Annotated in this window: 19 protein-coding genes; 3 read left to right on the top strand and 16 right to left on the bottom strand. The window is 75.6% G+C overall.

All coding sequences use genetic code 11. From position 1 onward, the window contains the following. The 4 genes from ACYVQV_RS15655 to mihF all read right to left on the bottom strand — a co-directional run. Positions 1–605 (bottom strand): flavoprotein (locus ACYVQV_RS15655; RefSeq protein WP_461024243.1); only part of this gene is annotated, 605 nt, incomplete at its 3' end. Between the two features lie 4 nt (positions 606–609). Beyond that, on the bottom strand, positions 610–873 hold the full coding sequence (rpoZ, locus tag ACYVQV_RS15650) for a DNA-directed RNA polymerase subunit omega (RefSeq protein ID WP_461024242.1): 264 nt from the start codon (positions 871–873) through the stop codon (positions 610–612). A 39-nt stretch (positions 874–912) separates the two neighbouring features. Then, positions 913–1,482 carry a guanylate kinase gene (gmk, locus tag ACYVQV_RS15645; protein WP_461024241.1) on the bottom strand — a complete coding sequence of 190 codons (570 nt, stop codon included), beginning with the start codon at positions 1,480–1,482 and terminating at the stop codon, positions 913–915. Positions 1,483–1,487: 5 nt separating this feature from the next. After that, entirely contained in the window at positions 1,488–1,802 is a 315-nt protein-coding gene (gene mihF / locus ACYVQV_RS15640; RefSeq protein ID WP_461024240.1) for an integration host factor, actinobacterial type, read from the bottom strand. A 229-nt stretch (positions 1,803–2,031) separates the two neighbouring features. On the opposite strand from mihF, the gene ACYVQV_RS15635 reads away from it, so the two are divergent. After that, positions 2,032–3,660 carry a diguanylate cyclase gene (locus ACYVQV_RS15635; protein ID WP_461024239.1) on the top strand — a complete coding sequence of 543 codons (1,629 nt, stop codon included), beginning with the start codon at positions 2,032–2,034 and terminating at the stop codon, positions 3,658–3,660. A 54-nt stretch (positions 3,661–3,714) separates the two neighbouring features. Here the strand turns inward: ACYVQV_RS15635 and ACYVQV_RS15630 are convergent, their stop codons facing one another. The 10 genes from ACYVQV_RS15630 to pyrR form a co-directional block, all read right to left on the bottom strand. Then, the gene (locus ACYVQV_RS15630; RefSeq protein WP_461024238.1) at positions 3,715–5,073 is read right to left on the bottom strand and encodes a hypothetical protein; all 1,359 of its coding nucleotides are present in this window, start codon (positions 5,071–5,073) and stop codon (positions 3,715–3,717) included. A gap of 136 nt (positions 5,074–5,209) precedes the next feature. Beyond that, the gene (locus tag ACYVQV_RS15625) at positions 5,210–7,582 is read right to left on the bottom strand and encodes a hypothetical protein (RefSeq protein WP_461024237.1); all 2,373 of its coding nucleotides are present in this window, start codon (positions 7,580–7,582) and stop codon (positions 5,210–5,212) included. Positions 7,583–7,711: 129 nt separating this feature from the next. Then, positions 7,712–8,608, bottom strand: a complete 897-nt coding sequence (gene pyrF, locus ACYVQV_RS15620) for an orotidine-5'-phosphate decarboxylase (RefSeq protein ID WP_461024236.1) — start codon at positions 8,606–8,608, stop codon at positions 7,712–7,714. Next, positions 8,605–9,705, bottom strand: coding sequence for a quinone-dependent dihydroorotate dehydrogenase (locus ACYVQV_RS15615; protein WP_461024235.1), 1,101 nt, complete (start codon positions 9,703–9,705; stop codon positions 8,605–8,607). The genes pyrF and ACYVQV_RS15615 overlap by 4 nt, the downstream gene beginning before the upstream one ends. Then, positions 9,702–13,007, bottom strand: coding sequence for a carbamoyl-phosphate synthase large subunit (gene carB, locus ACYVQV_RS15610; RefSeq protein WP_461024234.1), 3,306 nt, complete (start codon positions 13,005–13,007; stop codon positions 9,702–9,704). The genes ACYVQV_RS15615 and carB overlap by 4 nt, the downstream gene beginning before the upstream one ends. Next, positions 13,007–14,146, bottom strand: coding sequence for a glutamine-hydrolyzing carbamoyl-phosphate synthase small subunit (carA, locus tag ACYVQV_RS15605; protein ID WP_461024247.1), 1,140 nt, complete (start codon positions 14,144–14,146; stop codon positions 13,007–13,009). The genes carB and carA overlap by 1 nt, the downstream gene beginning before the upstream one ends. Before the next feature lie 95 nt (positions 14,147–14,241). Next, on the bottom strand, positions 14,242–14,739 hold the full coding sequence (locus ACYVQV_RS15600) for a PH-like domain-containing protein (RefSeq protein ID WP_461024233.1): 498 nt from the start codon (positions 14,737–14,739) through the stop codon (positions 14,242–14,244). Beyond that, the gene (locus ACYVQV_RS15595; protein ID WP_461024232.1) at positions 14,736–16,043 is read right to left on the bottom strand and encodes a dihydroorotase; all 1,308 of its coding nucleotides are present in this window, start codon (positions 16,041–16,043) and stop codon (positions 14,736–14,738) included. Before ACYVQV_RS15595 ends, ACYVQV_RS15600 begins: the two co-directional genes overlap by 4 nt. Next, a complete protein-coding gene (locus ACYVQV_RS15590; RefSeq protein WP_461024231.1) occupies positions 16,040–17,131 on the bottom strand; it encodes an aspartate carbamoyltransferase catalytic subunit in 1,092 nt (363 codons plus the stop codon). The genes ACYVQV_RS15595 and ACYVQV_RS15590 overlap by 4 nt, the downstream gene beginning before the upstream one ends. After that, the gene (gene pyrR, locus ACYVQV_RS15585) at positions 17,131–17,730 is read right to left on the bottom strand and encodes a bifunctional pyr operon transcriptional regulator/uracil phosphoribosyltransferase PyrR (RefSeq protein ID WP_461024230.1); all 600 of its coding nucleotides are present in this window, start codon (positions 17,728–17,730) and stop codon (positions 17,131–17,133) included. Before pyrR ends, ACYVQV_RS15590 begins: the two co-directional genes overlap by 1 nt. Before the next feature lie 222 nt (positions 17,731–17,952). On the opposite strand from pyrR, the gene bldD reads away from it, so the two are divergent. Then, entirely contained in the window at positions 17,953–18,453 is a 501-nt protein-coding gene (bldD, locus tag ACYVQV_RS15580; RefSeq protein ID WP_461024229.1) for a transcriptional regulator BldD, read from the top strand. 123 nt (positions 18,454–18,576) lie between these two features. Here the strand turns inward: bldD and nusB are convergent, their stop codons facing one another. Together nusB and efp are read right to left on the bottom strand one after the other, a co-directional pair. After that, entirely contained in the window at positions 18,577–18,987 is a 411-nt protein-coding gene (nusB, locus tag ACYVQV_RS15575; RefSeq protein ID WP_461024228.1) for a transcription antitermination factor NusB, read from the bottom strand. Continuing rightward, positions 18,987–19,550: an elongation factor P gene (efp, locus tag ACYVQV_RS15570; RefSeq protein ID WP_461024227.1), complete on the bottom strand. Its 564-nt coding sequence runs from the start codon at positions 19,548–19,550 to the stop codon at positions 18,987–18,989. Before efp ends, nusB begins: the two co-directional genes overlap by 1 nt. A 184-nt stretch (positions 19,551–19,734) precedes the next feature. On the opposite strand from efp, the gene ACYVQV_RS15565 reads away from it, so the two are divergent. Continuing rightward, entirely contained in the window at positions 19,735–20,400 is a 666-nt protein-coding gene (locus ACYVQV_RS15565) for a GntR family transcriptional regulator (RefSeq protein ID WP_461024226.1), read from the top strand. Positions 20,401–20,426 lie beyond the last annotated feature (26 nt).

The raw sequence follows: 20,426 nt of genomic DNA, 5'->3' as shown, positions 1-20,426 counted from the left end.
ACCGGGCCGCCGACCGGGCCGCCGACCGGGCCGCCGACCGGGCCGCCGACCGGGCCGCCGCCCGCGAGCAGGCGGAGGGCGGCCGCGTGGATGTCCGCCGGCTCGGAGAGGCGCCCGGGGCCGGTGTCGGCGCCGGTGAGCCGGCCGGACGCGGGCTCGAGCACGGTCACCCCCCGCTCCCGCAGCAGCGCCACGTTCGCCCGGGTGGCCGGGTGCGTCCACATCTCCGTGTGCATGGCCGGCGCCATCAGGACCGGGCAGCGGGCGGTGAGCAGCGTGTTGGTGAGCAGGTCGTCGGCGATGCCGTGGGCGGCGCGGGCGAGGAGGTCCGCCGTCGCCGGCGCGACCACGACGAGGTCGGCCTGCTGCCCGAGGCGCACGTGCGGGACCTCGTGGACGTCGTCCCAGACCCCGGTGGCGACGGGCTGGCCGGACAGCGCCTCCCAGGTGGGGGCGCCGACGAAGCGCAGGGCCGCGGCGGTCGGCACGACCCGGACCCGGTGCCCACCCTCGGTGAGCAGCCGCAGCAGGGACGCGGCCTTGTACGCGGCGATGCCGCCCGTCACGCCGAGGACGACGTCACGAGCGGCACCGGGCCGGCTCACCGGGTCAGCCGTCGGTCGGCTCGGAGGTGAGCTTGCCCTCGTTGATCTCACGCAGGGCGACCGAGAGCGGCTTCTCCTGGACGTGGGTCTCCACCAGCGGCCCGACGTACTCCAGCAGGCCCTCGCCGAGCTGGGAGTAGTACGCGTTGATCTGGCGCGCGCGCTTGGCCGCGTAGATGACCAGGGCGTACTTGGAGTCGGCGGCCTGCAGCAGGTCGTCGATCGGCGGGTTGGTGATGCCCTCGGGCAGCTCCGTCGGTGCGGGCACTACGTCTCCTGACGTCGAGTTCGGGGACCTGCGCGCGGGCTAGCGCGGGCGCAGACCCATCAAGCATACGAGATCGTCGGTGGCCTCCCGAACCTCGGTGTTGACCACCGTCTCGTCGAACTCCTCGGCGGCGGCCAGCTCGAGCCGCGCGGTGGACAGCCGGCGCTCGCGCTCCTCGGCGTCCTCGGTGCCCCGCCCGACGAGGCGGCGCACCAGCTCCTCCCAGCTCGGGGGCGCCAGGAACACGAACCGCGCCCCCGGCATCGTCGCGCGCACCTGGCGGGCCCCCTGCAGGTCGATCTCGAGCAGCGCCGGCCGCCCCTGCGCCAGCGCCTGCTCGACGGGGCCGCGCGGGGTGCCGTACCGGTGCCGGCCGTGCACGACGGCCCACTCCAGCAGCTCGCCGCGCTCGACCATCTCGTCGAACCGGGCGTCGTCGACGAAGTGGTAGTGCACGCCGTCGACCTCCCCCGGCCGCGGCGGCCGGGTGGTGGCCGAGACCGACAGCCACACCTCCGGGTACCGCTCCCGGACGTCGGCGGCGACGGTGCCCTTGCCGACGGCGGTGGGTCCGGCCAGCACGGTCAGCCGCGCCTGCTGCTCCCCCACGCCGGTCAGGAACCGAAGCGCTGCACGAGGGCGGCCACCTGGTGGGCGCCCAGGCCGCGGACACGACGGGACTCGGAGATGCCGATCTCGACCATGATCTGGCGCGCCTTGACCTTGCCGACGCCGGGCAGCGCCTCGAGGAGGGCGCTGACCTTCATCTTGCCGACGGCCTCGTTCGTCTGCCCCTCGGCGATGACCTCCGCGAGGGAGCCCTGCGCGTACTTCAGCCGGTTCTTCACCTCGGCCCGCTCGCGTCGGGCCAGCGCGGCCTTCTCCGTGGCCGCCGCGCGCTGCTCGGGGGTCAGACGGGGTAGGGCCACAGCAGTCACCTCGAAGTGCGTCGTCGGTCTCCGGGGCGCACCGGCCGACCGGTCCCCGCGGGTCCCGAACCTAGCGACTGCCGCGCGGGCCGGGCAACGCAGGGCGCGGACGGGGACCGGCCGGTCCGAACCGCTCAGCGACGCGGCCCCGGTGCCGATGGGACGCCGATGGGCCGGGACGGCGGCGCGCCGGGCGACGGGGCGCGGCCAGGACGCGGGGAGGTACCGGGTGGGGACGACGACGCACACCGGGTCCCCTCGTCCCGCGGTCGGCTCCGCGCTCGTCGCGGTGGCCCGGACCGGGCCGCACGCCGAGCTGTCCCGTCGCGCGCACGCCCGGTACCTCGAGGGTGACGCGACGGGCGCCCTGCAACAGGCGCTGGAGGCGACGGCGTTCGTCGAGCGCACCGACGACCACCTCACCCGCTGGTTCCTCACGTCCACCGCCTGCGCCTGCCTGCGCGACCTCGGCGAGCACGACCGGGTGGTGCGGCTGGCACGGGGGCTGCTCGACGAGATCGGCGCGACGTCCCCGTCGTGGCGGGCGAAGGCGCTGGGGCTGGCGGCGCACGCCCTGGCCTCCAGCGGCCGCACGGCGCAGGCGATGGAGCTCGTCAGCGAGGGCCGGCACCTGCTGGGGACCTGCGGGCACGACGGCTACGACCGGATGTCCGCGACGCTGGCGCTGTGCATCGCCCTGCAGCCCCTGCGGGTCTACGAGCTGGCCGACCAGCTGCTCGAGGACCTCGTCGCGCGCCAGCCGGCGTACCGGGTCTACAGCGCGGGCGAGGTCGCGCTGCAGCGGGCCATGTGGGGCGCCACCCACGAGCTCCTCGGCGACGGCACGACGGCCCGCCAGCACTACCTCGTGTGCGCCTCCCGGGCGCTGCTCAGCCGGCGCGCCGCCGCGGACGACGACAGCGAGCGCTTCGCCCGCGTGCGCGCCGACGTCTACGAGGCCTTCGCCCTGGAGCGGCTGGGTGACCCGGACGCGGCGCGCGGCCTCCTGCTCGGGGTCCTCGAGGCGGACCTGCGCGACGACTACGCCGAGCACGACCTGGCCTACCTGACCGTGGGCCGCGTGGCGGTCAGGCGCGGTGACCTGCCCCGGGCCCGCCAGCACTTCGAGCGCGTGCTGCGCTCGGCGACGCGTGGAGGGCGCGACGTCTGGCGCGCGTGCGCGCTCACGGCCCTCGCCGAGCTCGAGGTGCTCGAGCACGGGGACCACCCGGCGGTCGGCTGGCTGCGCCGGCACGCCGAGGACCTCGTCGGCCGGGCCCGTGCCGAGGGCGCGGGGCGGGACCGCGAGCTGGCCGAGCGGGTGGTGCTGCACCGGTTGCGCGAGAGCAGCGAGCAGCTCAGCCGCGCCGCGCTCGTGGACCCCCTGACGGGCCTGGCGAACCGCCGCGCCCTGGAGGAGCACCTCCAGCAGCCGGTGGTGGGGCGGGCCGCGGTCTTCGTGGACGTCGACCACTTCAAGGCCGTGAACGACACCTGGTCCCACGAGGTCGGTGACGCGGTGCTGCGGACGGTGGCGGGGCTGCTGACGGCGTCCTGCCGCGCCGAGGACCTGGTGGCGCGGTTCGGTGGCGACGAGTTCGTCGTGCTCACCCGCGGTGGCGCCGGAGCGGCCCGTGGCGTGGCCGAGCGGCTGCACACCGCGGTCCGCGGCCACGAGTGGGCCGCCCTCGCGCCCGGTCTGTGCGTCACCGTGTCCGTGGGCGTGGCCCCTGACCCGGGCGCGGCGGGTGCGGTCGCGTCGGCCGACGCGGCGCTGTACGCCGCCAAGCGCGCCGGGCGGGACCGGGTGGTCGTGCACGAGGAGCCCACCGCCGCGCAGGCGGCGGCGTCCTCGTGAGGGCGCACGGCGCCGCGACGGGAGGTCCCGCCGCGGCGCCGCCGCACCCCCGCGTCAGTCCACGGCGTCGACCCAGGCCATGACGTCGACGAGCAGCCCGATGTCGCCGTTCTCGTTGTAGACGCGCACCGCCCCGCCGTCGCCCAGCGGGGTGGCGACCAGGTTCGCGACCGTGCCGGGACCGGCGTTGACGGCCGAGGCGTCCGGACGCGGCGACCCGGCGGGGTACACCGTGAGCCACGTCCGCACGTAGGTGTCGACGGCGGTGACGCTCAGCAGCGCCGCCGAGGCACCCACCGGCACGCCACCCTCGCCGGCGACGGCGACGTCGGCGGTCCCGAGCTCCTCGTCGACCCAGCCGGGCCACAGGTACCAACCCTCCTCGCGGCTGTCCACGAGCCGTCGCGGTTCCTGGGCCACGACCCGGCCGGCACCGGCCGGGTCGTCGCCGTACCAGCCCTGGACGTCGACCACGACGTGCGCGCCGACCGGGCTGAGGAGCCCGATGGTGCCGTCCTCGGCCAGCGGGACGACGACGTGGTTGGACCGGATCTCCCACTGGGGGTGGTTGAGCACCGACGCGTTCGGTGCCGGTCCGTCGCCCCACGCGGTCAGGTGCCCCGGCAGCGAGCGCCCGCCACCCGTCCTGGGGTCGACGGTGAGGTTGAGCGCCACGGCCGTGGCGCCCTCGGCCGGTACGCCGCCGAGTCCGGCGACCTGCACGCGCCGCGGCTCCCAGGCAGCCAACGCGCCACCGGAGCCGGGGCGTCGGGTGTCCAGCACGCGCGGCGTCACCGTGTCGGACGGCGTGACGGCGTGCAGGAACGCGCCGGGTGCGGTGCCGTCCGTGCCGTCGGTGTACCAGCCGCTGACGTCGGCCACGAGGTGCAGGGGACGCAGCGTGCCGTTGAACAGCCGGACCGTGCCGTCGTCGCCGACCTTCACGGTGACCGCGACGGCCCGCGTCTCGCCGGCGCCGACGTTGAGGTTCGACGTGGTGGGCCAACCGGTCGCGTCGCCGGGGCGCACGGCCACCCAGCCGTCGGTGGCCGCGACGACGGCGGTGACGTTGAGGACGACCGAGTCGACGCCGCTCGCCGGGACGCCCCCGCGGCCGGTCACCTGGAGCACGACGTCGCTGGTCGCCGGGACGGCCCCGGCCGCGGCGGCCCCCGTGCCGTCCCGGGTGTCGAGCAGACGCTCCGGCGCCAGCGGGTGCAGCTCGCCGAGCGCGCCGGTGGGGGCGGATGCCTGCTCCTGCGTCGTCGCGCCCGTCGGTGCGTGCTGGTCCGCCTGGACCGGTGCCGCGGACAGCGCGGCCAGCGCGACCGCGAGCGCGCCAGCGCTCGCCGTGGTGCGCCCGGCCGTGCGGCCCCTCCTCGTGCGGCCCCTTCTCGTGCCGCCCCTACTCATGCGGTGGTCCTGCTGCACGGTGTTCCCCCGTTCTCGTCCGGGACCGCCGGCGGCGATCCGTCGCGAGCACGCTAACGACGCGCGCGCCAGGGGGTCGACGGAGAATCACCCGTTCGCCGTGCGACCTTTCGCGACGTCAGCCGGTGACCCAGCCGAGGACGTCGACGAGCAGGTGGGTGGACCCCGCCTGGTTGTCGACCGTCACGGTCCCGTCGGCGCCCAGCGGTGCCACCACGAGGTTGGCCACGTCCCCACCGGGGTCGACGTTGACGGCCGAGGCCTCGGGCCGGGGACCGCCGCCCGGCCACACGGTGAGGTACGTGGGCTGGGTGGCGCCGACCGCCGCCACGGACAGCACCACCGCTGTGGCGCCCCGGGTCGGGACGCCACCGCGACCGGCCACGGGGACCGTCACCGCGGACGTGCCCGCCTGCAGCACCCGCGCGCCGAGCGGGTCGCCGACCCGGGTGTCCAGGACGCGCCGCGGCGTCTGGGTCACGACCCGGCCGCTGCGGGCGACCTCCGCGGCGTCCGGCGCGTACCAGCCCTGGACGTCGACGAGCACGTGCATCCCGACGGGGCTCAGGAGCCCGATGGTGCCGTCGGCGGCGACCGGGACGACGACGTGGTTGGCGACCGTCCGGCCGCGGTCGACGTTCAGCGCCGAGGTCGGCGGCGCGGCCCCGCCTCCCCAGACGGTGAGGTGGCCGGACGCCTCGGGCGAGACGGCGGTGACGTTGACCGAGACGGCGGTGACGCCGTCGGCGGGCACGCCGGCGCGGCCGGTGACCTGGACGCGGCGCGGGGACCACGGGTGCAGCGCCCCTCCGGAGCCACGGCGGCGGGTGTCGAGCACACGCGGGTCCTCGCCGTCGAGCGCCGCGACCGGGTGCAGCAGCGCGCCGCGCTGGAGGTCGTCGGTGCCGTCGGCGAACCAGCCGCTGACGTCGGCGACGAGGTGCAGGGGCGCGGCGGTGCCGTTCGTCAGCCGCACGCGGCCGTCGGCGTCGACGCGGGAGGTCACGGTGACGGACCGCGTCCGGCCCGCCGCGACGTTGAGGTTGGACGTCGTCGGGTGGCCGGTGGCGTCCCCGGGGCGCACGGACACGTACCCGTTCGTGCCGGCGCCGGTCGCGGTCACGACGAGGGCCACGGCGTCGACCCCCTGCGGGGGCAGGCCCGCGCGGCCGGCGAGGTCCAGGACGACGTCCGCACCGGCCGGCACGGCGCCGCGCGGTGCGCCGGTGCCGTCCCGGGTGTCCAGGGCACGGGCCGGGGGGACGGCGTGCAGCTCGCCCAGCGAGCAGCCGGACGCGCGGGTCACGGGCGCCGGCGAGACGGCGGCGCGGTGCACCGCGACCGCCCGGGCCGAGGGGTCGACGCGGGCGACGTCGCCCGCGGCGTTGACCGACAGGCCGAGCAGGAAGGAGGTCGCGACCCCGGACGGGGCGTCGCCCGGGACACCGTCGAGCCCGACCCGCGTGGCCGTCCCGTCGGCGCGCGCCAGGAGCAGGCCACCGTCCGGCAGCGGCCAGGCACCGACGACCGGCGGGCCGTCGAGCGCGGTGACGGTCCGGTCGAGGCCGCACGAGGTCAGGCGGACGACGGCGCGGCCGTCGCGGTCGGTGCCGACCAGCCACGCCTCGCCCGCGTCCGCGGGCACCGCGAAGGCCACAGTGCCCGCCTGCGCCGTCGGGGGCCGCTCGACGCCACTGTCGGTGACGGGCTCCCACGGCCACGTGCCGTCCGGCGGCGCGGCGGCGCTCTGCTGCGCGCCGCTGGCGGGGTCCACCCAGGTGACGCGTGAGGTGGTGGGGTCGTGGGGGCGCACGTGGTGCAGGAGCAGCCTGCCGTGGGCGACGGAGACCGACAGGACCAGCTCCGACGGCTCGGCCCAGACCCGGGTCAGTCGCTCGCCGGCCGGGTCGAGCCGCCACACCTGCGAGCCGGTGAGCTCGTGCAGGTCGACCAGTGCGAGGTAGAGGGCCCCGTCGGCGGCGGCCTCGACGGCGGTGACGACGGGCAGCACCGTCTCCGCGGCCGTGGCGCCGTCGGTGGGCGTGCGACCGGTCAGGGCCTGGCTGCGGACGAGCGTGCTGACCGTCCCGTCCGCCGCGACGCGCCGGACGCCGTTCCAGGTCAGGGCGACCAGGCTGCCGTCGGGCGCCCAGGCCACGTCGCGCGCGCCGGGCAGCGGGACGACCTCGGTGGCCCCGGCGAGCTCCACCGGTCCGCGGCCCGCACGGGTGCCATCACCTCGTGCTGCGGCCGGAGGTGCGGCCGCGGCCGGGCGCAGGGCGTCGTCGAGGCCCAGCCGCGCCCGCAGCTCGGCCGGGAGCGCCGCGACGTCCGGGTCGACGGCACGCGCGGCCAGGGCGTCGTCCGGGGGCGGCGCGTGGGAGGCGCCCAAGGCGGGGACCAGACCGCCGGTCACCAGGGACAGGGCCCCGAGGACGACGAGGGTCGGGCGCAGCGCGGCCCGGCGCGGGGGGCGAGCTCCTGCGGACACCGTGTTCCTCCAGCCGACGGGGCGCTCGACGCAGGCGCCGTCACCGCCCCATCGGCCGGACCACCGGCGGGTCGCAGGCTCGCCGACGCGGTTACCCCGGTCGGCGGCACCCGGTCGAGGGTGTCGTGATCAGCCGCCCAGGACGTGTGCGCAGTCCGCGGCGGCCCGGCGGGCCGCCTGACGCAGCGCGTCCACGTCGGGGCCCGCGGCGAGCACCTGCCGGCTGCTGGTCGGCAGGACGTCGCGCAGGGCGGAGCCGAAGACGGTGCGCAGGTCCTGCGCGGTGGCGCCCTGGGCACCGAACCCGGGTGCCAGCAACGGTCCGTGCACGGCGCCGAGGTCGATGCCGAGCCGGTGCACGGCGTCCCCGACGGTCGCGCCGACCACCAGGCCGACGGAGCCCGGCTCCGGCGGAGAGTCGGCGGGGCGGGCCGCGCGGTTCTCCGCGGCGACCGCTGCGACCACGTCGGCCGCGACGGAGCGTCCCGTGGCCGAGACCGCGTGCTGCACCGACGGCCCGTCCGGGTTGGAGGTGAGCGCGAGGACGAACACGCCGCGGCCGTGCTGCGCGGCGACGTCGAGCAGCGGGCGCAGCGACCCGAACCCGAGGTAGGGCGAGACGGTGACCGCGTCCCCGGCCAGCGGCGAGTCCGCTCCGCAGTACGCGTCGGCGTACGCGGCCATCGTGGAGCCGATGTCGCCTCGCTTGGCGTCGACGAGGCTGAGCGTGCCCGCGTCGTGGAGGTCGTCGAGGACGCGCTCGAGGACGGCGAGCCCGCGGGAGCCGTGACGCTCGAAGAAGGCCGCCTGCGGCTTGACGACGGCGACGTGGCCCGCGAACGCCTCGCACGCGGTCATCGCGAACCGGGTCAGGCCGGGGAGGTCGTCGTCCAGGCCCCAGTCCCGCAGCAGGGCGGGGTGGGGGTCGATCCCGACGCACAGCGGCCCGTGCTGCGCCGTCGCCGTCCGCAGCCGGGCGCCGAACGGTTCGCGAGGCGCCGGTGGACGGCCCTCGCCGGCCGTCACCGCGCTCCCCCGGTGACCTGGCGCAGCGACGTGGCCGCGCTGGCGCGCAGCCGCCGCGCCAGGCCGCGGTGCACGCGCCACGGCCACAGCGGCCCGCCGTACACGAACGCGGTGTACCCCTGCACGAGGGTGGCACCGGCCTCCAGCCGCTCCCACACGTCGTCCGCCGTCCAGACCCCACCGACGGACACCAGGACCGGCGCGGCGCCCAGCCGACCGCGCAGCAGCCGCAGCACCTCCAGCGACCGCTCGCGCAGCACCGGACCCGAGACGCCGCCCGCACCGACCGCGGCCACCTCGGCGGGGTCGCTGACCAGGCCGTCCCGGGACACCGTCGTGTTGGTGGCCACCACCCCGTCCAGCGCCTCCGCGGCGACGAGGTCGGCGACGGCGAGGACGTCGTCGTCCGCGAGGTCCGGCGCGATCTTGACGAGCAGCGGGACGTGCCGGCCCGCGGCCTCGTCGGCCTCGCGCCGCACCGCGCGCAGCAGCGGGCGCAGGCGGTCGACGGCCTGCAGGTCCCGCAGGCCCGGGGTGTTGGGTGAGCTGACGTTGACGACGAGGTAGTCCGCGAGCGGGGCGAGCAGGCGTGCGCTGCGGACGTAGTCGCGCACCGCCTCGTCCTCGGGCACCACCTTCGTCTTGCCGATGTTCACCCCGAGCAGCACGGGCAGGTGGCGGCGACGGCGCCGGGCGGCGAGCCGGTCGGCGACGGCCTGGGCACCGTCGTTGTTGAACCCCATCCGGTTGACCACGACCCGGTCCCGGACCAGCCGGAACAGGCGTGGCCGGGGGTTGCCCGGCTGCCCGTGCCCGGTGACGGTCCCGACCTCGACGAAGGCGAACCCCAGACCCGCCAGGGCGTCGACCCCCCGGGCGTCCTTGTCGAAGCCCGCCGCCAGCCCGAGCGGCCCGGGCAGGGTGCGCCCGAACACCTCGACCGCCAGTGCCGGGTCGCGCGGGCCCAGCAGCCGCGCGCCGAGGCGCGCCAGGCCGGGGACGGCGGCCGCGAACCGCATCAGCCCGAAGCCGGCGCGGTGCGCGGTCTCGGCGTCGACCCGCCGCAGGACGTGGTCGAACAGCAGCCGGTAGGTCACCGGCCCCACACCTCGTGCAGCGCGGCGGCGTGCTCCTGCAGCGACCGCACCCGCACCTCACCCGTGCGGCGCGACTCCACGGCCTGGACCGCCGCGGCGAGCTCCTGCACGGTCGTGACGATCGGCCGGTCGACCGAGGTCGTGGCGGCGCGGATCTCGTACCCGTCGGCCCGGGCGGCCGGGCCGGACGGCGTGTTCACCACGAGGTCGACCTCCCCGTCGCCGATCCGCTGGACGATCGTCGGCTCGCCGTCCGGCCCGGGGCCGCTGCTGTGCTTGCGCACGACGGTGCTCGCGATCCCGTTGCGCCGCAGGCACTCCGCGGTCCCCTCGGTGGCGAGCACCTCGAACCCGAGGTCCACCAGCCGCTTGACGGGCAGGACCATGGCCCGCTTGTCCCGGTCGGCGACGGAGACGAAGACCCGACCGGACGACGGCAGTCCGCCGTAGGCGGCCTCCTGCGCCTTGGCGAAGGCGGCCGGGAAGTCGGTGTCGATCCCCATCACCTCGCCGGTGGAGCGCATCTCGGGCCCGAGCAGGGTGTCGACGACCTTGCCCTCGGGGGTGCGGAAGCGCTTGAACGGCAGGACGGCCTCCTTGACGGAGACCGGTGCCTCCGCCGGCAGCGTGCCGCCGTCCCCGACCGCCGGCAGGAGGCCCTCCGCGCGCAGCTCGGCGATGCTGGCGCCGAGCATGACCCGCGCGCACGCCTTGGCGAGCGGGACCCCGGTGGCCTTGGAGACGAACGGGGCGGTGCGGCTGGCCCGGGGGTTGGCCTCCAGGACGTACAGGACGTCGGCGGCCAGGGCGAACTGCACGTTGAGCAGGCCGCGGACGCCGACGCCGCGCGCGATCGCCTCGGTGCACCGGCGGACCCGCTCGATGTCGGCGCGCCCGATCGTCACCGGCGGCAGCACGCACGCCGAGTCGCCGGAGTGGATGCCGGCCTCCTCGATGTGCTCCATCACGCCGCCGAGGTAGAGCTCCTCGCCGTCGAACAGCGCGTCGACGTCGATCTCGATGGCGTCGTCGAGGAACCGGTCGACGAGCACGGGGTGGTCCGGGCTGATGACGACGTGGGTGTCCGCCGCCCGGTCGAGGTAGTCGGCGAGCTGGTCGTGGTCGTAGACGATCTCCATGCCGCGCCCACCGAGGACGAACGACGGCCGCACCAGCACGGGGTAGCCGATCTCGTCGGCGACCGCCCGTGCACCGGCGAGGCTGTACGCCGTCCCGTGCTTGGGAGCGGCCAGCCCGGCCTCGGCGAGCACGCGGCCGAACGCGCCGCGGTCCTCGGCGAGGTGGATCGCCTGCGGGCTGGTGCCGACGACCGGCACCCCGGCGGCCTCGAGGCCGGAGGCCAGGCCGAGCGGGGTCTGGCCGCCGAGCTGGACGACGACGCCGACGACCTCGCCGCTGCGCTGCTCGGCGTGCACGACCTCCAGGACGTCCTCGAGGGTGAGCGGCTCGAAGTACAGCCGGTCGGAGGTGTCGTAGTCGGTGGAGACCGTCTCCGGGTTGCAGTTGACCATCACGGTCTCGTAGCCGGCGTCGCGCAGCGCGAAGGCCGCGTGCACGCAGGAGTAGTCGAACTCGACGCCCTGGCCGATCCGGTTCGGCCCGGACCCGAGGATGACGACCTTGCGCCGGTCGCTGGGCGCGACCTCGTCCTCCTCGTCGTAGCTGGAGTAGTGGTACGGCGTGGTGGCGGCGAACTCGGCGGCGCACGTGTCGACGGTCTTGTAGACCGGGCGGATGCCCAGCGCGTGCCGGACGCCGCGGACGACGGCCTCGGGCATGGACCTCAGCGCACCGACCTGGGCGTCGGAGAAGCCGTGCCGCTTGGCCTCGCGCAGGAGGTCCGCGGTGAGCTCGGGCGCCTGCCGCAGCCGGGCGGCGACCTCGTCGAGCAGCAGCACCTGGTCGACGAACCACGGGTCGATGCCGGTCGCCTCGTGCACCTGCTCGACGCTCGCGCCGGCGCGCAGGGCCTGCTGCACGGTGACGAGGCGGCCGTCGGTCGGCACCCGGGACTGCTCGAGCAGCGTCTCGACGTCGCCCGGCTCGCCGTCCCAGTGGAACTGCGCACCGGTGCGCTCCAGCGAGCGCAGCGCCTTCTGCAGGGCCTCGGTGAAGCAGCGCCCGATCGCCATCGCCTCGCCGACGCTCTTCATCGTCGTGGTCAGGGAGGCGTCGGCGGCGGGGAACTTCTCGAACGCGAACCGCGGGACCTTGACGACCACGTAGTCGAGCGTCGGCTCGAACGACGCGGGGGTCTTCGCCGTGATGTCGTTGGGGATCTCGTCGAGGGTGTACCCGACGGCGAGGCGAGCGGCGATCTTCGCGATCGGGAAGCCGGTGGCCTTGGACGCCAGGGCCGAGGAGCGCGACACCCTCGGGTTCATCTCGATGACGACGACCCGGCCGTCCCGCGGGTCGACGGCGAACTGGATGTTGCAGCCGCCGGTGTCGACGCCGACCTCGCGGATGACGGCGATGCCGACGTCCCGCAGCCGCTGGTACTCGCGGTCGGTCAGGGTCATCGCGGGGGCGACGGTGATCGAGTCACCGGTGTGCACGCCCATCGGGTCGAGGTTCTCGATGGAGCAGACGACCACGACGTTGTCGTTGCGGTCGCGCATCAGCTCGAGCTCGTACTCCTTCCAGCCGAGGATCGACTCCTCGAGGAGCACCTCGGTGGTGGGGCTGGCGTGCAGCCCCGCTGCGGCCATCCGGCGCAGCTCGGCCTCGTCGTGGGCGAAGCCGGAGCCGAGGCCGCCCATGGTGAACGAGGGGCGCAGCACGACCGGGTAGCCGAGCTCCTCGGCGGCCGCCACGCACTCCTCGACGGTGTGCGCGGTGGTGCTGCGGGCCGACTCGGCGCCGCAGCGCTCGACCACGCCCTTGAACGCCTCGCGGTCCTCGCCGAGCTGGATCGCCTCGACGTTCGCCCCGATGAGCTCGACGCCGTACCGGTCGAGGACCCCCGACTCGTGCAGGGCGATCGCGGTGTTCAGCGCGGTCTGCCCGCCGAGGGTGGGCAGCAGGGCGTCCGGGCGCTCCGTGGCGATGATGGCCTCGACGACGTCCGGGGTGATCGGCTCGACGTAGGTGGCGTCGGCGAACTCCGGGTCGGTCATGATCGTCGCCGGGTTGGAGTTGACCAGGACGACGCGCAGGCCCTCCTCGCGCAGCACGCGGCAGGCCTGGGTGCCGGAGTAGTCGAACTCGCAGGCCTGGCCGATGACGATCGGGCCGGACCCGATGACCAGGACGCTGCTGATGTCGGTGCGGCGCGGCATCAGGCGCCCCCCTCCTGGGTCCGGGACCGTTGCATGAGGTCGGCGAATCGGTCGAACAGGTAGCCGGCGTCGTGCGGACCGGCCGCCGCCTCCGGGTGGTACTGGACGGAGAACGCCGGGACGTCGAGGCACCGCAGGCCCTCGACCACGCCGTCGTTGAGGCACACGTGGCTGACCTCGGCGGCGCCGAAGTCGGTGTCGAAGGGCCCGACGGGCGGCGCCTGGCCCGGGTCCTGGCCCGGGGAGCGGACGGCGAACCCGTGGTTGTGCGCGGTCACCTCGACCTTGCCGGTGGTGCGGTCCAGCACCGGCTGGTTGATGCCGCGGTGCCCGTAGCCGAGCTTGTAGGTGCCCAGGCCGAGCGCGCGCCCGAGCAGCTGGTTGCCGAAGCAGATGCCGAAGAACGGCACCCGGCGCGCGAGCACCTCGCGCAGCAGGGTGATCGGGCCGTCGGTGGCGCCCGGGTCGCCCGGGCCGTTGGAGAAGAACACCCCGTCCGCCCCGGTGGCCAGGACGTCCTCGACGGTGGCCGTGGCGGGCAGCACGTGCACCTCGATGCCCCGCTGGGCCATCAGGGCCGGCGTCATGCCCTTGATGCCGAGGTCGACCGCGGCCACGGTCAGCCGCTTCTCCCCCCGGGCGGGGACGACGTACGCCTCGGCGGTGGTGACCTCGGCGGCGAGGTCGGCGCCCGCCATGCTCGGGGCCCGGCGGACCTCCTCGAGGAGCTCGACGGCGGGGCGCTCGGCGCCGGGGCCGGAGAACACCCCGACGCGCATGGCGCCGCGCTCGCGCAGGTGCCGGGTCAGCGCCCGGGTGTCGACACCGCTGATGCCGACGACGCCCTGCGCGGCGAGGTCGTCCTCCAGCGGGCGCCGGGCCCGCCAGGACGACGTGCGGCGGGCGGGGTCGCGCACCACGTACCCGGCGACCCAGATCCGTCCGGACTCGGGGTCCTCGTCGTTGACGCCGGTGTTGCCGATGTGCGGTGCGGTCATGACGACCACCTGCCGGTGGTAGGAGGGGTCGGTCAGGGTCTCCTGGTACCCGGTCATGGCGGTGCAGAACACGGCCTCGCCGACCGTGCTGCCGCGCGCCCCGTAGGCCCGGCCGGTGAAGGTCCGGCCGTCCTCGAGCACGAGGACCGCGCCGTCGGGTCGGCCGGCGGGGCCGACGGGTGCCGCGCCCCCGGTCGGCGCGGGGCCGGTGGTGCTCGTCGTAGTGCTCGTGGTCGTCACCGCGTTCCCTCCAGCAGGTCGCGCACCGCGTCGTGCAGCGCGTCGCGGTCGGCGGACCGGCGCGGCCGCAGACCCGTGTCGTACTCGGCGTCCGCGAGCCGCCAGGTCAGGACGACGACGCCCTCGGCGTCGACGACCTTGCCGGCGATCCCGCGCTGGCGGCGCACGCCGGTCAGCGCACCGACCGGCAGCCACAGGTCCGGCGCGCCCGTGCGGGCCACCAGGACCCCTTCGGGGTGGACCCCGACGAGCGCCTCCGAGCGCACCCCCAGCCCGCCCGCGGCGACGCGGTCGAGCCAGTCGCCCGCGGTGGTGGTGGACACGTAGACCGCGTCGACCGGGGCCAGCAGCGGCTCGCCGAGGACGTCGGGGGCGGCCGGCAGGGCGGCGGGCGGCGCCGTGCGCCGGACGCGGCCGCGCCACCCCCACCAGACGAGACCCCAGAGCACCGGGACGAGCAGCAGGACGAGCAGGCCGGCCTGCACGCGGGTCACGCGGTGGCTCCGACCTGCTCGGCGAGGACCCCGTCGAGGACGGTGGGCGTGCCGCGCAGGAAGGTGGCGACCACCGCCCCGGGCAGCTGGCGACCGGCGTACGGGCTGTTGCGGCCCATCGTCGCCATGGCGGCGGGGTCGACGGTCCGCCGGGCGGCGGGGTCGACGAGGGTGAGGTTCGCGGGTTCGCCTGCGGCCACGGGCCGGCCGTGGCCGGCGACCCGCCCGATCCGCGCGGGGGTCGCGGACAGGACCCTGGCCACGTCGGCCCAGTCGATCAGGCCGGTGGACACCATCGCCTCCTGGACCACCGACAGGGCCGTCTCGAGCCCCGTCATCCCCATCGCGGCCGCCGCCCACTCGCAGTCCTTGTCCTCCGTGGGGTGCGGGGCGTGGTCGGTGGCGACGACGTCGATGGTGCCGTCCGCCAGGGCACCGCGCAGCGCCTGCACGTCCTCGGCCGTGCGCAGCGGCGGGTTCACCTTGAACACCGGGTCGTAGCCGCGGACCTGCTCGTCGGTGAGCAGCAGGTGGTGCGGGGTCACCTCGGCGGTGACGTCGATCCCCCGGCCCTTGGCCCACCGGATGATCTCGACCGAGCCGGCCGTCGACACGTGGCAGACGTGCAGCCGCGAGCCGACGTGGCCGGCGAGCAGCACGTCGCGCGCCACGATCGCCTCCTCGGCGACCGCCGGCCAGCCCGGGAGCCCGAGGACGCCCGACAGCTCGCCCTCGTGCATCTGCGCGCCCTCGGTCAGGCGCGGTTCCTGGGCGTGCTGGGCGACGACGCCGTCGAACGCCTTGACGTACTCCAGGGCGCGGCGCATGAGCACCGCGTCGTGCACGCAGTGGCCGTCGTCGGAGAACACCCGGACGCCGGCGGCCGAGTCGGCCATCGCGCCGAGCTCCGCCAGCCGCTCGCCGGCCAGGCCGACGGTCACGGCGCCCACGGGGCGCACGTCGACCCACCCGGCCTCGCGGCCGAGCCGCCACACCTGCTCCACGACGCCCGCGGTGTCCGCGACCGGGTCGGTGTTGGCCATCGCGTGGACGGCGGTGAAGCCGCCGAGAGCGGCTGCCCGCGAACCGGTCTCGACGGTCTCGGCGTCCTCGCGGCCGGGCTCGCGCAGGTGGGTGTGCAGGTCGACCAGGCCGGGCAGGAGCACCAGGCCGTCGGCGTCCACGACGTGGGCGCCGGCGGCGTCGAGCCGCTGCCCCACCTCGGTGACGACGCCGTCGCGGACCAGCACGTCGGTGGGGGCGCCGCCGAGCAGCGCGGCTCCGCGGATCAGGTGGGTGCTCACGCGTTGACCTCCTCGTCGGTGACGACGAGCGGGTCCGTCGTCGTGCTGAGGCCGCCGTCGCGGTCGGTGCCGCCGTGGCTCGCGTCGGCCGGGCTCGCCGCCCGTGGGGTGCCCTCGCGCTCGGAGTCGCCGTGCGCGAGCAGCAGGTACAGGGCCGCCATCCGGACGGCGACGCCGTTGGACACCTGCTCGACCACGGTCGAACGGGCCCCGTCCGCGGCCTCGGCGGAGATCTCCAGGCCCCGGTTCATCGGCCCGGGGTGCATGACGATGGCGTGGTCCGGCAGCAGCCGCAGGCGACGGGCGTCCAGGCCGTACCGGCGCGAGTACTCCCGCGCGGAGGGGAAGAAGCCGCCGCCGCCCGTCGTCATCCGCTCGCGCTGGACGCGCAGCATCATCACGGCGTCGACCTCACCGTCGTCGCCGCGCAGCACCGCGTCCAGGTCGTAGGCCGTGCGGCACGGCCACGTGGCCACGCCCACCGGCAGCAGGGTGGGCGGTGCGACGAGCGTGACCTGCGCGCCCAGCGTGTGCAGCAGCAGGACGTTCGAGCGGGCGACCCGGCTGTGCAGGACGTCGCCGACGACGACCACGTGCCGGCCGGCCAGGTCCGCGCCCGGGGCCGGGCCGGCGCCGCCGACGAGGTGGCGGCGCATCGTGAACGCGTCGAGCAGCGCCTGGGTGGGGTGCTCGTGGGTGCCGTCGCCGGCGTTCAGGACGCTGCCCCGCACCCAGCCAGAGTGGGCGAGCCGGTGCGGGGCGCCGGAGGCCCCGTGACGGACGACGACGGCGTCGGCGCCCATCGCCTCGAGCGTCAGCGCGGTGTCCTTGAGGCTCTCGCCCTTGGAGACGCTGGACCCCTTGGCGGAGAAGTTGATGACGTCCGCGGACAGGCGCTTGGCCGCCGCCTCGAACGAGATCCGGGTGCGCGTCGAGTCCTCGAAGAAGAGGTTGACGACGGTCCGGCCGCGCAGCGTGGGCAGCTTCTTGATGGCCCGCTGCTGGGTGGCCGCCATCTGCTCGGCGACGTCGAGCAGCTCGACGGCGGCGGGACGGTCCAGGTCGGCGGCCGAGAGCAGGTGCCTCATCAGCGCACCTCCCCCGTCGGCTCAGCGGTGCTGGCGACCGAGGGGCCGATGAGGACGGCGTCCTGGCCGTCGACCTCCTGCAGCAGGACGCTCACCCGCTCTTCGGAGGCGGTGGGGAGGTTCTTGCCGACGTGGTCGGCGCGGATGGGCAGCTCGCGGTGGCCCCGGTCCACCAGGACGGCGAGCCGCACGACGCGTGGCCGTCCGAGGTCGGACAGGGCGTCCAGGGCGGCGCGCACCGTGCGTCCGGAGTACAGGACGTCGTCGACCAGGACGACGACCTTGTCGTCGACCCCGCCGGGGGGCAGCTCGGTCGGGCCGATCCCCCGGGTGGGGTGCTGGACCAGGTCGTCGCGGTGCATGGTGACGTCCAGGGACCCCCACAGCCCGCGGCCGTCGGGTCCGCCGCGCTCGGCGGCCGAGGGCTCGACGGCGGCGACGCGGGCGGCCAGCCTGGCGGCGAGGGGGACGCCGCGCGTCGGGATGCCGAGCAGGACGAGGTCGTCGGCGCCCTTGTTGCGCTCGAGGATCTCGTGGGCGATGCGGGTCAGGACCCTGCTGATCTCCGGTGCCTCGAGCACCGGGCGTGCGGACGCCATGACGGCGACCCCCTTCCCCGCCTCACGGGACGGTGGTTAAAGGACGGTCGTTCGAGGCGGAACCTACCAGCGTCCGGGTGGTCCGTTCGGGGGTGGTCCGTCAACCGGATGGGTCCAGACGCTTGACCGCAGGACTAACTCTCCGTAACCATCACTCTGTGTGATGGGCGCCGGGTCCGACCCGGCGCCTCGTCCGACCCACCCACCTGACGAAGGACGATGATGGCGAGCGAGTACGCGAAGGCGCTGGGCAGCCGGCTGAGGGCCATCCGCACCCAGCAGGGGCTCTCCCTGCAGGGCGTGGAGGCGAAGTCCAACGGCCACTGGAAGGCCGTCGTGGTCGGCTCCTACGAGCGCGGGGACCGTGCGGTGACGGTGCAGCGTCTCGCCGAGCTGGCCGAGTTCTACGGGGTGCCGGTGCAGGCGCTGCTGCCGGACGCCAGCGCCGCGCAGTCCGACGCCCCGCCGCCGCCGAAGCTGGTGCTGGACCTGGAGCAGCTGCAGGCGGTGCCCGAGGAGAAGGCCGGCCCGCTGGCCCGCTACGCGCGCACCATCCAGCACCAGCGCAACGACTACAACGGCAAGGTCCTGTCGATCCGGGCCGAGGACCTGCGAACGCTGGGTGTGATCTACGACATGCCGCCAGCCGCCCTCGCCGAGATGCTCATCGACTGGGGCGTCCTGGACGCGGAGGCCCGTCGGGCCGTCGCCCTGGAGGTCTGACGCCCGCGGCGGGCCGGGACGTCACGGTGGGGTGCGACCGACACGGCCGCACCCCACCGTCGTGTCCGGCCCGTCACGCCCCGTGGTCGCCGACCGGGCTCGGCGCGTCGTCGGGTGCCACGGTCAGGCCAGCAGCGTGGGCTTCAGGCTCAGCAGCCGGCCGAGGAGCCCGTTGACGAAGGACGGCGAGTCGTCCGTCGACAGCGTCTTGGCCATCTCGACCGCCTCGTCGATGACCACCGCGTCCGGGACGTCGTCCTCCCAGAGCAGCTCGTAGGTGCCCACCCGCAGGACCTGCCGGTCCACGGCGGGCATCCGGTCCACCGTCCAGCCCTGGGAGTACGTGGCCAGCAGCTCGTCGATCCGGGCCCGGTGCGCCTGCACGCCCTCGACCAGGCTCACGGCGTACTCCGGGACGGGTCGCTCGGCGGCACCGGCCCGCTCGGCGACCAGGGCGAGCGGGTCGAGCGAGCGCTGCTCGGCCTCGAAGAGGATGTCGACGGCGCGGCGACGCGCCTTGCTCCGGGCGGCCACTAGTCGTTGACGCGGCCCAGGTAGTCACCGCTGCGCGTGTCGACCTTCACCTTGGTGCCGGTCTCGAGGAACAGCGGCACCTGGATCTGGTAGCCGGTCTCGACCGTCGCCGGCTTGGTGCCCCCGGAGGAGCGGTCACCCTGCAGACCGGGCTCGGTGTAGGTGATCTCCAGGACGACGCTCGCGGGCAGCTCGATGTACAGCGGGGTCCCCTCGTGCAGGGCGACGACCGCCTCCTGGTTCTCCAGCAGGAAGCTGGCCGCGCCGCCGACGGTGGCCTCCGGCACGTGGACCTGGTCGTAGGTCGTCGTGTCCATGAACACGAAGTCCGTGCCGTCCTTGTACAGGTACTGCATGTCGCGCTTGTCGACGTTCGCGGTCTCGACCTTGGTGCCGGCGTTGAACGTCTTGTCGACGACCTTGCCGGACAGGACGTTCTTGAGCTTGGTCCGCACGAACGCGCCACCCTTGCCGGGCTTGACGTGCTGGAACTCGACGACGGCCCACAGCTGCCCGTCGAGGTTGAGCACGATGCCGTTCTTCAGGTCGTTCGTGGTCGCCACAGGAGGTCTCTCTCGTCGTCGGTCGGGGGGACCCGGCCGTGGGAGCCGCCGGGGGCGTCCACCGTCACGGGGGTCGAGTCGGCGCACATCGTAGCCGCGGCGCGCCGGCCGGCCCGAATCGGAGCACCGGTCCGACGGCCGCCGCCTCTTCCCCCACCCACAACTAACATGTTAGATGTCTGCCATGGCCCTGGAGACCGTGCGACGGACGCTGCTGCGCGACGAGGCCCACGCGCGCCTGCGTGCCGCGATCGTCCGGGGCGACCTCCCGCCCGGCGCCCCGCTGCGCGACGGCGACCTGGCCGACCACCTCGGCCTGTCCCGCGCACCGGTGCGCGACGCGCTGCGCCGGCTCGAGAGCGAGGGGCTGGTCCGCTCGCGCCCCCAGGGGTGGACCCGGGTGGCCCCCCTCGACGACGACGAGGCCGCCGGTGCCGCGCAGGTGCTGGCCGCCGTGCACGCCCTCGCCGCACGCACCGCCGCCGGACGCCTCGACGGACAGCAGCTCGAGCGCCTCGAGCGCTCCCAGCGGGACTTCGAGGACGCCGTGCGCGACGGCGACGTGGACGGTGCCCTGGACGCCGACGACCGACTCCACGGGGTGCTCGTCGACGCCAGCGGGAACAGCGCCCTGGCCGCCACCGTGGACCGGTGGACACCCCTGGTCCGGCGGATGGAACGCCGGCGCTTCGCGGGTCCAGCGGCGTCGTCGTCCGTGCTCGCGCACGCCGAGCTCGTCGGCGCCTGCCGGGCCGGCGCGGCGGAGACGGCCGCGCGGCTGAGCGAGCACCTGTTCCGCACCCTCGACGCCCACCTCGGCGTGGGCCCCGCACCGCAGGAGGACCAGTGACCGGCACCGCACCCGACCCGCTCGAC

It is taken from the genome of Thalassiella azotivora (genome assembly GCF_054781695.1).
Note: the sequence above shows the minus strand (reverse complement) of the source record. Positions and strands in the feature narration are given on the sequence as shown.

Bases quoted from the DNA above. Each gene is read 5' to 3' on its own strand.
- ACYVQV_RS15630 (WP_461024238.1), bottom strand. From the start codon at position 5,073: ATGAGTAGGGGCGGCACGAGAAGGGGCCGCACGAGGAGGGGCCGCACG.
- carB (WP_461024234.1), bottom strand. From the start codon at position 13,007: ATGCCGCGCCGCACCGACATCAGCAGCGTCCTGGTCATCGGGTCCGGC.
- ACYVQV_RS15590 (WP_461024231.1), bottom strand. From the start codon at position 17,131: ATGAGGCACCTGCTCTCGGCCGCCGACCTGGACCGTCCCGCCGCCGTC.
- pyrR (WP_461024230.1), bottom strand. From the start codon at position 17,730: ATGGCGTCCGCACGCCCGGTGCTCGAGGCACCGGAGATCAGCAGGGTC.
- bldD (WP_461024229.1), top strand. From the start codon at position 17,953: ATGGCGAGCGAGTACGCGAAGGCGCTGGGCAGCCGGCTGAGGGCCATC.
- ACYVQV_RS15565 (WP_461024226.1), top strand. From the start codon at position 19,735: ATGGCCCTGGAGACCGTGCGACGGACGCTGCTGCGCGACGAGGCCCAC.